Source organism: Lutimonas halocynthiae (assembly GCF_030409835.1).
GTDB classification, from domain to species: Bacteria; Bacteroidota; Bacteroidia; order Flavobacteriales; family Flavobacteriaceae; genus Lutimonas; species Lutimonas halocynthiae.
Genome location: NZ_JAUFQO010000005.1, coordinates 200,879 through 216,612, shown reverse-complemented (window position 1 = coordinate 216,612; position 15,734 = coordinate 200,879). Strand labels below are relative to the sequence as shown.

At 32.7% G+C, this 15,734-nt stretch carries 11 protein-coding genes; all 11 read left to right on the top strand.

From position 1 onward, the window contains the following. The first annotated feature begins 7 nt into the window (after positions 1–7). The 11 genes from QWY87_RS11650 to QWY87_RS11600 are packed head-to-tail and all read left to right on the top strand — an operon-like array spanning position 8 to position 15,733. A complete protein-coding gene (locus QWY87_RS11650) occupies positions 8–139 on the top strand; it encodes a phage tail protein (protein WP_435389528.1) in 132 nt (43 codons plus the stop codon). Then, positions 139–621, top strand: a complete 483-nt coding sequence (locus QWY87_RS11645) for a phage tail protein (RefSeq protein WP_290291333.1) — start codon at positions 139–141, stop codon at positions 619–621. Before QWY87_RS11650 ends, QWY87_RS11645 begins: the two co-directional genes overlap by 1 nt. A gap of 10 nt (positions 622–631) precedes the next feature. Then, positions 632–790, top strand: coding sequence for a DUF5908 family protein (locus QWY87_RS11640; RefSeq protein ID WP_290291332.1), 159 nt, complete (start codon positions 632–634; stop codon positions 788–790). A gap of 1 nt (position 791) precedes the next feature. After that, the gene (locus QWY87_RS11635) at positions 792–1,448 is read left to right on the top strand and encodes a CIS tube protein (RefSeq protein ID WP_290291329.1); all 657 of its coding nucleotides are present in this window, start codon (positions 792–794) and stop codon (positions 1,446–1,448) included. A 3-nt stretch (positions 1,449–1,451) separates the two neighbouring features. Next, on the top strand, positions 1,452–3,239 hold the full coding sequence (gene vgrG, locus QWY87_RS11630) for a type VI secretion system tip protein VgrG (RefSeq protein ID WP_290291327.1): 1,788 nt from the start codon (positions 1,452–1,454) through the stop codon (positions 3,237–3,239). Continuing rightward, entirely contained in the window at positions 3,236–3,712 is a 477-nt protein-coding gene (locus QWY87_RS11625; protein WP_290291325.1) for a GPW/gp25 family protein, read from the top strand. The genes vgrG and QWY87_RS11625 overlap by 4 nt, the downstream gene beginning before the upstream one ends. Beyond that, positions 3,709–7,362 carry a baseplate J/gp47 family protein gene (locus tag QWY87_RS11620; RefSeq protein ID WP_290291323.1) on the top strand — a complete coding sequence of 1,218 codons (3,654 nt, stop codon included), beginning with the start codon at positions 3,709–3,711 and terminating at the stop codon, positions 7,360–7,362. Before QWY87_RS11625 ends, QWY87_RS11620 begins: the two co-directional genes overlap by 4 nt. 2 nt (positions 7,363–7,364) lie before the next feature. After that, positions 7,365–8,126, top strand: a complete 762-nt coding sequence (locus tag QWY87_RS11615) for a hypothetical protein (protein ID WP_290291321.1) — start codon at positions 7,365–7,367, stop codon at positions 8,124–8,126. Between the two features lies 1 nt (position 8,127). Next, positions 8,128–11,004 (top strand): hypothetical protein, encoded by a 2,877-nt coding sequence (locus QWY87_RS11610; protein ID WP_290291320.1) that lies wholly within the window; start codon positions 8,128–8,130, stop codon positions 11,002–11,004. Continuing rightward, complete coding sequence (locus QWY87_RS11605; protein WP_290291317.1) at positions 10,992–14,402, top strand: contractile injection system tape measure protein; 3,411 nt, start codon at positions 10,992–10,994, stop codon at positions 14,400–14,402. Before QWY87_RS11610 ends, QWY87_RS11605 begins: the two co-directional genes overlap by 13 nt. Next, positions 14,393–15,733 (top strand): ATP-binding protein, encoded by a 1,341-nt coding sequence (locus tag QWY87_RS11600; RefSeq protein ID WP_290291316.1) that lies wholly within the window; start codon positions 14,393–14,395, stop codon positions 15,731–15,733. The genes QWY87_RS11605 and QWY87_RS11600 overlap by 10 nt, the downstream gene beginning before the upstream one ends. Position 15,734 lies beyond the last annotated feature (1 nt).

Sequence of the window (15,734 nt, the reverse complement as noted above, 5' to 3'; positions counted from 1 at the left end):
ACCAACCATGACCTGGACCCTGGCCAACGCATGGCCCACCAAAATTACTGGGACCGACATGAAATCAGATGCCAACGAGGTAGCAGTAGAAACATTGGAATTGGCACATGAAGGTTTGACCATTAAAAATGGAGGGTAATGAGTAATGTTTACCCTCCAGTAGCCTTTTATTTTAAGCTAAGTTTTAGTGGGGTTTCCAATTCCGCTGATGCCGCATTCAAAGAGGCTACGGGAATTTCAATGGAAATGGATACAGAGGAAATTACGGAAGGCGGAAACAATAGCTATAAACACCGAGTTCCAACTAGTGTAAAATTCTCAAATCTGGTGCTGAAGCGAGGATTGGTTCCACAAGATTCTGAAGTTGTCCAATGGTGTATGGAAACATTGAGTGGCGGACTTTCAGATTTAATTGAAACCAAAACTATCATTTTATCATTGTTGAATGAAAATGGGCAACCCCTTAAAACATGGAATTTTGTAAATGCCTGGCCAGTTAAATGGTCTGCATCAGATTTGAATTCTATGAACAATGAGATTGTCATAGAAACTCTTGAATTTGCCTATAGTTATTTTAAAACGGTAAAAGTGCCGGTTTTCCCAACACCTGAAACAAATTAATTCAATTACAATGCCAATAGAAATTAGAGAATTATTGATAAAAGTTAAGGTTCAAGAACCTGTAAATGAGGGCAACAATCAAAAGGATACCTATCAATTACGGCAATTCCTTCTTAAAGAATGCAAGAATGAAATAAGGAAGCAATTGAGCGCCTTAAAAGAAAGATAGTATGAGTTTGAATAAGATGAAAATAGTGGCATATAGGAACAACAAATACCTGGGAAAGGGTAAAGATACCTGCGTTGTTAAAATCAATCCAGCCTCCTATAGTCATAATCATAAAGTGAATTATAATAATGAAACATCACAAGGAGCTCCTGGTACACCTTTGAAATTTAGAGGAATTCCACCTGAAACTGTTTCTTTTGACATCTATTTTGATGCCACTGGTGCCATTAAATACAGTAAAATGGCTGTTCATGATCAGATTAAGGTATTTAAAAATGTTTGTTTTGATTATAATGGAGATATTCATGAACCCAATTATTTAATTCTTTCATGGGGTACATTAGTGTTTAAATGTAAATTAACATCTTTAGACATTAATTATTCACTCTTCAAACCAGACGGAACACCTTTAAGGGCCAAATCTTCGGTTAAATTTGAAGAGGCTAGTGATACTAATACCATTGCTAAAGAAGCAAATCCACAATCTCCTGATTTGACGCATTGGGTACTTGTAAAAGAAGGTGATACACTGCCTATGATTTGCTATGATATTTATGGGGATTGTAGCTATTATCTTGAAGTCGCCAAGCAAAATAAAATTATCAATTTTCGAAATTTAATACCTGGAACAGAATTGTATTTACCACCAATTAAATAGTATATGTCAGTATCACCCCTTATAGAAGAAACGAATCTGATTTCATTTAATATCCTCTCCAATGGAAAAGATATTCCCTCGACCTATGAGGTTTTAAAAATCACGGTTCGCCAACAAATAAATAAAATATCCGAAGCCGTAATATCATTAAATGATGGCAATACAGCCAATCAAACTTTTGATATTACAGATTCGGATAATTTTAAGCCAGGCAGCGAAATTGAAATTAAATTGGGCTATCACAATAAAAACAACAGTGTTTTTAAGGGTGTCGTCATAAAGCAAATAATCAAGGTTGATGGTACAAGTGGATCTCAATTACAGGTCATTTGTAAAGACAAATCAATAGGTATGACAATAAACAGAAAAAATGCTATCTATTCCGACATGAAGGATAGTGCTGTTATGGAAGAGATTATTGGAAAATATAGTTTAAGCACATCTATTGACAGTACCAATGCTCAGCATAAAGAAATTATACAATACTATGCTACAGATTGGGATTTCATTGTAAATCGAGCGGAAATAAATGGTATGATTGTTTTAACTGAAAGTGGAAAACTCCTTGTTCAAAAACCTGATGTTTCTTCGTCACCTGCCCTTCAAGTTCAGTTTGGTTATGACATTATTGAGTTTGATGGCGAAATAGATGCAACCCATCAATACTCGGGAATTCAAGGAAATGCATGGGATATGTCCTCTCAAGCTGTTATAAATGCTACGGCTAAGGAACCATCAGTAAATGACCAGGGAGATCTTAGTGGTTCAGATTTAGCCAAGGTTTTGAATTCGGGGACAAAAAATTTAAACAGTTCTGCTTCAATTAGTCAAGAAGATATTCAATCTTGGGCGGATGCTGGACTGCTTAAATCGAGATTGTCAAGATTTATTGGAAATATAACCTTTCAGGGAAGTTGGAAAGCAAAAATCAATTCAACGATTAAATTAATGGGTCTAGGAAAACGATTCAATGGGAACGCATTCATTTCCGGATTAACGCACACCATTGATCAAGGAAACTGGAATACTGAAGTTAACATAGGCTTATCTCCCGACTGGTTTGTCGAACGTAACAAAGTTGAAGCACCTGAAGCTTCAGGGCTAATCCCAGGAATTAAAGGGCTGCAAACTGGAATTGTTAAAAAAACGTATGAGGATCCAGACAACCAATTTAGAATTCAAGTAGAAATTCCCATATTAGGTGAAGACGGTAAATCGGTTTGGGCGCGACTATCGAATTTTTATACCGGGAATTCCTTTGGGGCCTATTTTTTACCTGAAGTTAATGATGAGGTGATTTTGGGATTTATGAATGACGATCCAAGATTTCCAATAATTTTGGGAAGTGTATATAGTAGTTCTATTCCTGCACCAGAGACTCCAGATGAAAAAAACACCATCAAAACCCTCATTACCCAGAGTAAATTGCAAATTAAATTTGATGAAGAAAATAAAGTGATTACAATCTTAAGTCCTGAAGGGAATTCTATATGCTTGAGTGAGGAAGATAAAGGGATCATTATTACGGATCAAAATGAAAATAAGATCGAAATGAACGACCAAGGCATTGTCATAGAAAGCAAATCTAATATGACTCTAAAAGCTGCCGAAGAGGTCAAGATTGAGGGTAGTTCGATAAAAGTAAGTGGTACAGAATCAATCGATAATACAGGTGGTTCAGTGAGTATTACAGGAAATGAATCCACAACCATAAAGGGAAGTGCTCAATGTGATATTTCCAGTGATGGTCAAGTAAATATTAAGGGTTTAGCAGTAATGATTAATTCATGAAAAAAAACAATAAAAATAATAAATCATTTTTGGGTAAGGGTTGGAGTTTCCCTCCAACTTTTGAATATGATGGAAGTATGGGTATTAAAATGGTTGAAAACGAACAGGATATAAAGGAGTCTTTGGCAATTCTCTTCAGCACCAATTTAGGAGAACGGGTTATGCTCCCTGAATATGGTTGCGATCTTCAAAGGTATTTGTTTGATACAGTATCCAATTCGCAAAACCATTTTTTAAGAGAATTGATTCGTACTGCAATACTCAGATATGAGCCAAGAATAGCGGTAAACGAGATTAGAATTAACACCAAAGATTATCTCGACGGTATTATCAGAGTTTCCGTTGACTACACCATTCGAGCTGCGAATACCAGATTTAATTTAGTATTTCCATATTATAAAACAGAAGGAACCGATCTACCGCAGTTATATCATAATCAAATCAGTCAAGACTCAATTATTGAACAATCATGACAGTATCTAGCATAGGCATACATAGAAGTAAAAGATGGAATAATGAATTACTTAACAATTCCTTTAAACCTGATGATCGATCATTTTCGGATTTAATGGGGTATGTACAGGCATTTTTTACAAAAATAAATTTTTATGACACTAATGATGAAGTAAAAGACACCTGGAATAAAATTATCCAAAATGATGCAGTATTTTTTATGATTACCATTATTAATGAACCCATAGATGAGTTTGACACATTCATAAAAAAAATCGTTGATAATAGTACTGGTAAGGATGTAGATTCTCAGAAAATCGAAAAGTTTTTGTTCTATTGGTATGACAAAATTGAAAGGAACTGGTATCGAGGATTGTTAGTTCATCAAGAAGAAAACTTAGCTGCGAAAATAAAAAGTCTGCATCAGGACATTCTGAAAATTAAAATCGATCAACTCAAAAAATCTCAGGATAATCACATTACAGATTATGTTGCGGAACGACCAATTGATTCAAAGAATATTATAATATTAAAATCCCCCCCGCCACCTCGAGATGATTATAAAAACGAATTCGACAGATTAAACGGCATTTTACATTCCTTTAAAAAAACCATAATTCACATTCAAAAAATAATTGAAGAGCACCTAAAGGATCATTTGTTGTCAAAAAATAATCAGCTGCCGCATAATGCCATGTATATCACATTTACGTTGCTTTTTAAAGCTCTTCAGGAAAAGTTAAACGGTATACCCCAAAGACATTTAGATTTTTATTACAAGGATATATTAAAACAAAAAAGAAATGAGGCTCGAGCCTCTAAAACTACTGTGAGTTTTAATTTATTGCCAATTATTAAACATCCTTCATTAATTGAAAAGGGCAGTATTTTGTCGGCAGGAAAACTTTTCGGAAGTAAAACTGATATTCAATTTGAAACCTTAGAGAAGTTGGTTGCCAATAATATTGAATTGATCGAAATGGAAACGATCTATTTCAATGCAAGCCCATATATTCGATATGGTAATAAAAAAGCACTCATAGCCTCGGTATATAAAAATAAATTAATCCATTTAGGCAAAGACGCTAAAAGCACAAGAGATGATTGGATGTTATTTGGAGCAAATGGAGAAAGTCTGCAAGATTCTGGGATTGATAAAGAAAATATTGCTGACATAGGTTTTATTCTTGGTTCTCCAGTATTGTTTTTAAGTGAAGGACAAAGGGAGATCGTTGTCTATTTTAACTTAGAAGAAAGTTCTTCTGAAAAATACTTTTGGAGATTGTTAAGGCAAATTCAGAAGAAAAATAACATAACCTTGGATCTGGCTTTTTCTATGGTTATGGAACAAGGATTTAAAATTTCCTATTCGAGTAAAAATGGTTGGCTAGAAGTAAAAAATTATGCGGCAGATTTTGACAAGAATAGTATTTCTATTGAGCTCAATCTAGAAATTTCTGATCCGGCGCTTGAAAAATTTGATGAAGATACTTTATGGCCATCTCTTAAGTTTGAAATAAACCCTTATGCACCAATTTATCTGTATTCATTCCTTAAAGAGGTTGAAATGGATTCCATAAAGATTGACGTTTCCGTTAAGAAAATGCGAAATTTAGTATTATACAACAATGTAGGTAAAATTTCTGCAGACAAAGCTTTTGATATTTTTGGACCATTTCCATCGGCCGAGCCTTATTTAATGATAGGTAATACAGAATTGTTTAAAAAGAAATTAGCTGCTCTTGAAGTTGAACTATGTTGGGAATCTCTTCCTAAAAATAGCGGTGGATTTGATAGCTATTATGATGGGTATTCTCAAGAAATTAACAATGAGTCATTTCAGATAGCTAAATTCATTCTCACTGATAACTTCTGGATACCAATGGTCTCAAAGAATCAAGAAAGGAAGACTGAATTACTATTCAATACTACCGATATTATAAGTCCAGAAGGTTTTAAAAGCAGTTATCTGAACGATTTGAGTCTTATTCAATTTGAGGGAGTAAATGATTTAGGTTTAAACGAAACTCTCATGCTAAAAGAGCCACTGACCTATGGTGTAGGCACTCAAAGTGGTTTCATTAAAATCATGCTTAAAAGTTCATATCCAGATTTTGGGGCTGCAATATATCATAAAGATGTTACTGAAATAGCTATTTATAACGCGAAGAATAATAAAAACTTACCACTTCCTAACAAACCGTATAATCCTAAATTAAGTTCGGTAACTGTAAACTATAAAACTTCTGACACACTTTTTTTTAATCGAATTAAAGCAAAACAGAATAAAGGTCAAATGATACATATCAGGCCGTTTTGGAAAGATACAGCCCTTGAAGGATCCTTCGTTAAAGAATTTACTTTACTTCCAAATTATGAATCTCAAGGCTATTTGGTATTAGGTCTTAAAGGGGTCATAGATGAACCTATAGTTAGTATTTTCTTTCATTTTCTTCGATCCGGAGCAACCAATAAGATTAAAAATAATAAGCTGAAATGGAATTATTTCGATGGAATACATTGGGTAGAATTGGAAGATAGCAAGATTATGAAAGATGGCACAAGTAGATTAACGAAATCTGGAATTATTGAACTTATCTTGCCAGAAGTTGATGGTGTTCCTGACGGCGAGTTGTATTGGTTAAGGGTGTCGACTCAAGCATATGCTGATTTCTTCCCAAAGATTAAAGGAATTTATTTAAATGCCGTTCAAGTTATTTGTAAAAGTGATGACCCCTTGATCAGAGGGAAATTATTCCCTCCAAAGAGCATTAATAAAGTATTGGGTAATCTACCTGATATTAAAAGTGTTATTCAACCCGGCTCAACCTATCAAGGAATGGATGCAGAATCCACGGAAGATTTTTATGGACGTGTTAGTGAAAGATTGAGGCACAAATCAAGAGCCGTATCTGCGTGGGATTATGAACGAATATTAATGGACAAGTTTGATAATATTGAAGTAGTGAAATGTACCAATCTAGATAAGGGTTTTCATCCTGATCCAGGAAAAATAAAAATAATCGTTTTGAATTCTAAATGGACCTATTACGAAAGATACTATTTCAAAAAATCAACTTTGAAATACATGAAAAAATACATAAAAAAAAGATGCAGTTCCTTTGTTAATATTGACGTCATCAACCCAATTGTTGAATATTTGTTGGTCAATTGCGAGATTCAATTAAATCAAAATGATAGCGCTGGATTTTATATTGATGAATTGCGTAGTGAAATATCAAATTTCTTATCGCCTATTTCTAAACTAAATCAGTATGAAGTAGGCATTGGTGGTTCTTTTATGCCCAAAATATTGCTCAAATTTATCGAGCAATTGGATTATGTGAAAAAGGTAAAAGATCTATCCATAGAACATATTGTAAAAAAGAAACGGCAATATTCTATTAGAACTTATAGTGAGAATCAAATAATTAAAACTAAAACCCCCTATTCAGTTTTTAATCCGGTTAAGAATCATCGGATAATTGCCTTTAACAAAAAAGGTGACCAAATAAATAATAAGACAAATTTAGGATTTGACAGAATGGAAATTGGAACAGATTTTATTTTGCAGGGAAAATGTAAAAATAAAACTGAATTGGAAAGCAGTACTAAAGTTCATAAAAATGCATCAATGTCAATGATTAAATTCAAAAATAATTCTAAGTAATCATGAGCTCAAAACCTCTTAATAGACAAAGTTTAAAATCACTCTTCAAGAATGGAAAAAGGCCCAATGAGACCAATTTTGCAAGTCTTATAGATTCAACTTTGAATCAAGTTGATGATGGAATCTCAAGAAATATTGAGGAAGGCTTAATACTTTCTCCAAAAGGGAAAGATGCTGTGAGATTAATTAGTTTTAAAGATAAAATTCAAAACAGGCTTTCAAAATGGGGAATTGATTATGTGCAAAAAGGTTCGGAAGGCTTAGCTTTTGTGGAACCGGTTTCAGTAGATAAAGAAGCGACTCGATTATTTCTTGCCAAGGGTGGAAATTTGGGTGTTGGCACAGAAAAACCTAGAACTTCCTTAGAAGTAAATGGAATATTATCAGCAGAAAGTAGAATAGGAACCTATAGACTTTCCAAAGTTCCTGCAGATGGTAAATGGCATACCATCCTAAGTAATTTGAACGGATATTCTGCGTTTGAAATTGTTGCTCAAGTGGGTAAGCCAAAATCAGGCAGACATGCCTTATTACATGCCCATGCCCTTAGTACATATGGTAAATCAAGGAGCCGCATTAGAAAAACTCAAGCACGCTATAAATGGTGGTGGTGGGATAAAATCAATCTGAGATGGACCGGAGATACCTATAATTATCAATTGCAAATTAAAACCAGATCGAATTATGGTAGTGATCAGGATATTAAATACTATATCACCAAATTATGGGATGATGATATAATGACTCTTTTTAACGATTTATAAAATGTCGGAAACACCATTAAAAAATCATATAGATATAAAGAAATCGGGGTCGGGTGAATACCAGGAACTTTATCTTAAAGGGATTGAATATCTTCAAAGTCTCTCATCCGATCATTGGACTGATTTTAATGAACACGATCCAGGGGTAACGATTTTGGAAAACCTTGTTTATACGCTCACTAATCTATCCTATAAAGTTGATTTACCCATCAAGGATATTCTAAAGGAGTCCAAAAACGGAAAATTAAATTCAGGAGATAATGGTTTTTTTGTTCCGTCAGAAATTCTTACAACAAATCCGATCACAGTTAAGGATTTGAGCAAAATATTTATTGATAAAATTTTAAATATAAAAAATGTCTGGATTGAAGCTCCTAATGCTAAGTGCAAAAATAAAAATGCTCTGGAGCAAAATCATCTTAAGGGTCTTTATAATATCTATGTTGAATTGTTCCATTATGACGAGAATACTGCTAAATTAGAAAAGGAGAAAGAGAGAGTTCATGAAGAGACCAAAAGATTGTTTCTTGAACACAGAAATCTCTGCGAAGATATTTATGAAACGATCATTTTAGACCCTATTAGATTTCAAATGGAATTGGATTTGAATTTGCGCAGTAATGTGAACGGCGAAGAAATATTAGCTAAGATCTATTACAAAATCAATGATTATTTATCTCATGAAGTTAAGTTTTCCTCTTTAAATGATTTAATTAATAAGGATTTTGGAATCAACTTCATTTTCAATGGCCCTTCATTGGATAATGGATTTATTTTAAATAAGGAATTAAAAAAAAGAAAGAATAAAATTCGAAAAAAGATCCTATTAAGCTTGATCAATGAAAATTCTGATATTATTCATATAGAAAAATTTATGCTAAAAGTTGCTGATACTGGGGTGGATATATTTTTGGAAAATGACCAATATACATTTCCTAAAAACAAAACGGCTTTGTTGGAATTGCCAAAATCAAATGATCATCTTCAATTTAGAGATAGTGATATTAAGTTCAAACCTGATATAGTTGAATTGAAACATGCTTATGATTATTTAGTTTCAAAAAACTATGGGAATTATAAGTCTGTTTCTAATGCGATGAATATTGTAAATATTCCGGACGGAAATCAATTAGGGATTCGTTCTTATCACTCTATCAGAGAACAGTTTCCAGCAACTTATGGAATTAACAAATATGGGATTCCAAACAATGCATCATTGAAAAGACATGCTCAGGTAAAGCAGTTAAAAGCTTATTTGTTGCCATTTGATCAAATCATGATTAATTTTTTGGCTCAATTAACAGGAATATATCAATTATATGATGCTAACAGCAGGGAGTTTCAGTCATATTTTTATGGCCAACTGAAAGATATGTTGGATCTCAAACCCTTAGTTTCGGGTTACGAAAATTCGAAGGATTCTGATTTTATCATTGCATGGCAAAACATACTTGAAAGTATTAATTCCCGATTTGATACTTTAGAAATAGAAAGACACAGTGATGTTACTAATAATTTACTGGCAAGATTTAGTGAAAATATTCCAGAGTATTCTTTGGAAAATATCAACAAAGAGAGTTTCGGCAACGACCATGAAAGGAGGATATTTAAAAAAGAAGCTATTCTCAGCAAGCGCAAATTAATTGCGAATTATGCACGATTGAGTTATTATAGATCCAGAGGGTATAATTACAGCATGAACTACGATGACAATGTTGAGCAAAAGGAATCACATGCAACAGACCATACGGTTCCAAGTTTGATTCAAAAAGTAGCCATTATAATGGGTATTCAAAATTTCAATTTAAGGTTTCTTTCCGATGTCCTCTCCAATCATAAAATCAAACTGTTTTCTTTAAATGAAACTGAAACTTCTTCTTCAGAAGTGTTTTTAGAAGTTATTTACTTAACAAAAGGGATAGAAATTGTTGAAACAGTTAAAACCGAAATAGAGACTTCAGATAAATATTTGACACACACATTTTGCTTTAAAGGAAACTCTGAAAATATTCTGAATTCTGTCTTAAAAGACGGTATTATTAAGGATAATTATACCATCCCTGAAGAAAAACCATTCAATATTAAATTTACATCAGAAGAAAGTGTACCCGAAATTGTTCATGTTGCCAATTCTAAGGATAAGGCGAATCAAGCTATTCAATTCGCCATAAATCAATTGCGAATAGTAAGTCAACAGAGTGAAGGTCTTTATTTGGTTGAGCATTTGTTATTAGCACCTCCGTATCATGGTAATCATTTTGGTTATTCCTTTGTAATTAAAGTAAATAAGGATACAAAATTGCATTTTATTCAAGATCAATTGTTATCGTACCAGAGAAGAAATGAGCAATTGAATGAAATAACTTTAGGGAAAAGAAAACATATAAACTTCCAATATGTAGAGGCTGAAAACAAATTCTTCCTTCAAATACGTAACAGTAACGATTGTATTATAGCTAGAGGAACCAATGCCTTTAAAAATTTGGGATCTATCAATAAACAAATTAAGTATTTAGAGCTTCTTAATGGAAATACCAAATTTAGAAAGTCTATAAAAAAACTAAAATGTTATGCATATTATAATGAAGGAAAGGTAAATGAATCTTTTTTTTCATTTGGGATGAGTATCGTTTTACCATCATGGCCAGTCCGGTTTCAACAATTGGGTTTCAGAATCAAATTTGATGAAGTTCTATTAGAAACCGCACCAGCTCATATTGCTCATCATACATATTGGTTGAATATTGAAAAATTACATTCTTTTGAATTGGATTTTTATAAATGGATGGGCTTAAAAGATAATTGTGAAGAAAAAATGGAATATTCCTACAAATTGATTAATAAATTAAAAGAATACCACCATTCATGTCAATATTAGTTGAACATAACACACATTTGATTAAATCTCATGCATATGAAATTGAACTAAGTGATCAAAAAGACGCTTATCAGTTTCAATCGGATATTATATCTCTACAGAACAGTAGAATAACCCCGTTAATTGAAAAGGTTCTCAATCATTTTATACCTGAAAATTATTCATTTTATATCGATTCCATAGAACTCGATTTGGGAGTTGTTTCAAAATATAACTATGAAAATGAACTGCCAATCCTTATTGAAGAGAAATTGATTCAATATTTTAAATCTAATATGTTAGACAATGGAACCTTGAGGTCGGCCAAAAGAATAGAAGGCAATATTTCAACTTTGAATAATTTGGAATATTTTCTTCTAAACGGCTATTATTCCTGGCAAAATAATTCAGAGAAATCACCATCCCTTGTGCTCAAAGACCTGATTAAAACCAATGCAATAGATGTTGTATCGATGCTGAAGAAGATTGGTAAAAAGGAATTGGTTCGTAAACGAATGGTTTATCAATTTACAGAGGAATTATTAGAAAATATTGTTTTAACGGTAGTGGGTAAAGAGAATAAGTATATGATTTCTTTTAAGAACTATATTTTTCAACAAAAGGAAGAGAGCAATCAATTTAAACGGTCATCAATTCATTATAAAGATGCTATATGGGAGGTTATTCTGGCATTTGTATTTGAAAAAACCGGTGATTATACCAATAAAAAAACTTTCGTAAAGTACTTAATTGTTCACATATCTCAAAAGTATCAAATTGCCTTAGAATCCTTTCTTCTACAAATCACTCAGGGTATTGGGATTGAAAAAAGCAAAGAGAGCCCATCATTAGAATTTATAAGATTGATAAAAGAATTGAAAGGTCAAGAATTGAGGATAAATAATGATGCTAAGTATTCTTTGAATAAGAATAAAATCAATTGGGTTTATGAAATTGATTACTTTTTAAATTTTGGTGTTTTCAAATCAAAAATATTCATTGGGTCACAAAAAGAATTCAACAATCGATTAAAGCTTTTGATCCAGGAGAAAAATAAGGATTTTATCAAGCAAATTAGAAAATGGATTCTAGAACCTAGTCAATTAAATAGACTTCTAGTTTATTCAGATCATCATCTTTTTGATGAATTAGTTACTTTTTGTCCATCATCATCCTTTAAAGTCATTGATGATTTTATTCTTCATGTTGACAATAATAGAAACCGGCTAACACATGACACAAACAAATTATGGACTAGAATAAAAGACCAAAGATCAAAACTTACACTTCATTCTTTTCTTTATAATCCAAAAAATCTAAGTGATCGTTTACCTAGCTTTTTGATGAGTATTTTGAAAGAATTCGAGAAAGAGGAAGGTTTAATACATTTACTGATCAATGAAATATATCTGGTTCTGCCGAATAATTTACAAGACCCACTCGTAAACTCGGAAACTTTTGTGAGTGGATTATTAATTCAATCTGAAGTTCAAAAAATAATTGATGAAATAAATTTGTTTGCTTATCAGAATGAAAAAGTATTTTGGGAATTATGGTTTAAAAATAATTCGATTGAATGGTGCCAACGGCTTCAATGTACTCAGCAGGAATTGATTTTCAGATTTGAAAAATCCTTTTCACTGTCAGCATCTAAACAGCCCTTACAACTGATTTTAGAAGAAATTAGGAAGAAAGATTCAGGAATCTTGCCAGTACATTCTGACATAGAGAGAATAAACCCTAGGGAAAAGCATGATCCATTGGTTTTACCAACTTCTTTTGAGCCCGTTTTATATATTATTGACAAAGGAGAATTACCCTGGTGGATTCCTTCATTCAGTAAATCTATGATGAACGAATCATTTTCTCGAATATGGAAACATTCCGAAAAAAGAGAGAAGTTAATTAGTTCTCTTTCGAAAAGTAAAAATTGCAAATTGTTTTATAGGCTAATTGAATTCGAACAAATACAGAACATATGGAAAGCTGGGCATTTGGAACATAATGAGGGCCTTGATTCAATATTTATGGAATTTCAAAATTTATTTGCAAATAAATTTGTGCCTATAGGACTTCTAAAACACATTGATTACACCACGTTCATTTCAAATGTTACTTCTATTGGCTTTAATTATTCAGGTAGCAAAGCAACAAGTAAGGTATTTGATTATTTGAATGATTGGCTTTTAAAGGTTGAATTTATTAAATATGAAAATTCGGGTCTATATTTTTATCAACTCATTGACAACTTGTTAAACAAAGCCTTAGGTCCCAGCATAGAAAAGGAACTATTAAATACAAAGAGCATTCTTAAAGATCTTTCAAATAAATTAATCAAAAAGAAAGCTAACAAGTTATCAAACTCAATAATTACGCCCAAGTATGAAAAGGATAATTTAAAAATGGGATCTATTGCTTCTTCAACTTTAAACGAAATTCACAAGGATCTTTCGCAGAAACTGAATTCTGAGCAAGAAGACTATTTTGAGAAAAGTATTTCTTTTATATATGCGTTTAAAAATCTCTTGTCTATCGTTGAGTTTGAAAAAATCAGATTGCTTTTTTCCGAACTTGTATGGCTCTCATATCATTCAACTGGTTTAAAATCATGGTCAAAGCTTAAATGGAATCTATTGACTTTTCACAGTTTTTCTCAAATCATTGGTGTCCGAAAAAGTAAGTCATTAATAATTGAAAATGATCAGAAGCTTATGTCAGACCCTCAAATTAAGCTTTATCAAAATGGAATACTGGAGGCCTTAATTCAAGACAACAAAATTTTGTTGGGGTCTACAGTTGTAAAAATGGGCTCAATAACCAATGGTAATTCGGATTTCGAACAAGAAATTGACAAAACAAAAGAAACTAGTTATAATGAAATATTCGAAAATCAATTTAAAGAAATAGAAGCATTCAAAGACCCTATATTTGTAAACAATGCCGGATTGATCATATTATCGCCCTTTCTGGGGACCTTATTTGAAAAATCCGGGCTGTTGCAGAATGGAGATTTTATAGATGAGCAGCGTAAAATGAAAGCTGTTCGACTGCTATCCTATGCAGCTACAGGGTCTATCGATCTAGGAGAGGAGCACCTTATCATTCCAAAAATACTAAGTGGATTGGCCATTCAATTGCCAGTCAACAGAAGCATCCAACTTAACAGCAAAGACAAGGAGCTGGTAGATAGTTTATTATCTTCAATTACACAACAATGGAAACCTTTAGAGAACTCTTCAATCGATACACTGCGAGAGAGTTTCTTTCAAAGAAAAGGAAAATTAGAAAACAAAGAAGATTTCTTGCAACTGCATATCGAAACGAAAGGAATTGATATTTTATTAGATCAAATTCCTTGGAATATAGGAATGGTTAAAACGCAATGGATGGACAAATTATTACAAATAGCATGGAGGTAATAAAAAACCTAGCAAATAGTTTAGAAAATGAATTAATATGGTTTCAAGCTGTAGTTAATACAGCACTCACGCTATATTTTAAAAATGAGTCCAAAGAGACTAGCATCAAGGATCATGCTGCCCCTTCATTAAAAAATGATCCTTCCCCTTACGCCAAAATTATATCCGAATACGAATTAACATTTGAAGACAGAATCATTTTAATTCTAGCCTTAATTCCTATTATTAGACCTCAATTGTTAGATGTTTTTTTAATAAAAAACCAAAATTTAAACTGTGATTTTTCTGAGTTTGGAGGTATAAAAGAGAATAATTCAAAGGGTTTCCTTCCTACCTTAGAAACAGCTTGCTTCATCCTTGGTGATGATGAGCTAGAGAAACGATTTAATTTTTTAAAAACCTATAATCGCGAACATTTATTGTTTAGAATGAGCATCATAGAATTGGATGGAAATGATGATTTTGGACTTCATAGAAAACTATCCATTTCTAATGAATATATGGGTTTATTTACAACAGGGAAAAGATTATTACCTCAATACAGTACAAAATTCCCTGCAAAAGAAATTAAGACGGATTTGACTCGGGAAGATTTAATCGTTGAAGAGCAGGTTACTGACGATCTTGATGAAATACGCGATTGGTTGATTCATAGTGACCGAATTCTAATTGATTGGAATTTGGAAAAGAATTTAAAACCCGGTTTTAGGGCCCTGTTTTATGGTCCACCAGGAACCGGGAAAACATTTGCTGCTACCTTACTAGGTAAAGCAACCGACCGTCCAGTTTTTAGGGTAGATCTCTCAATGGTTGTTTCAAAGTACATTGGTGAAACAGAAAAAAACCTAGGACGACTTTTTGATGAGGCAGAACACAAGGATTGGATTTTATTCTTTGATGAGGCTGATGCCTTATTCGGAAAAAGGACGCAAACAAGAGGTGCCAATGATCGATATGCAAATCAGGAAGTAGCCTATTTACTTCAAAGAATTGAAGATTTTTCAGGTTTAGTGATACTGGCTACAAATATTCAATCGAATATTGATAAGGCTTTTTCACGACGCTTTCAAAGCATGATTCATTTTCCTAAGCCCAAGACGAAACAACGCAGACAACTATGGGAGAATCTATTTAAAGAGAACTTTATTGTTGAAGAAACACTAGATCTGGATACCTTGGCCGATACCTATGAACTGACCGGAGGAGAGATGATCAATATATTACGTTATTGTGCCTTAGAATCAGCTAAAAGAAACAAAAAAGAATTATTATACAAAGATGTAATTACCGGAATAAGAAGAGAATACGCCAAACAAAATAAAACTATTTAAT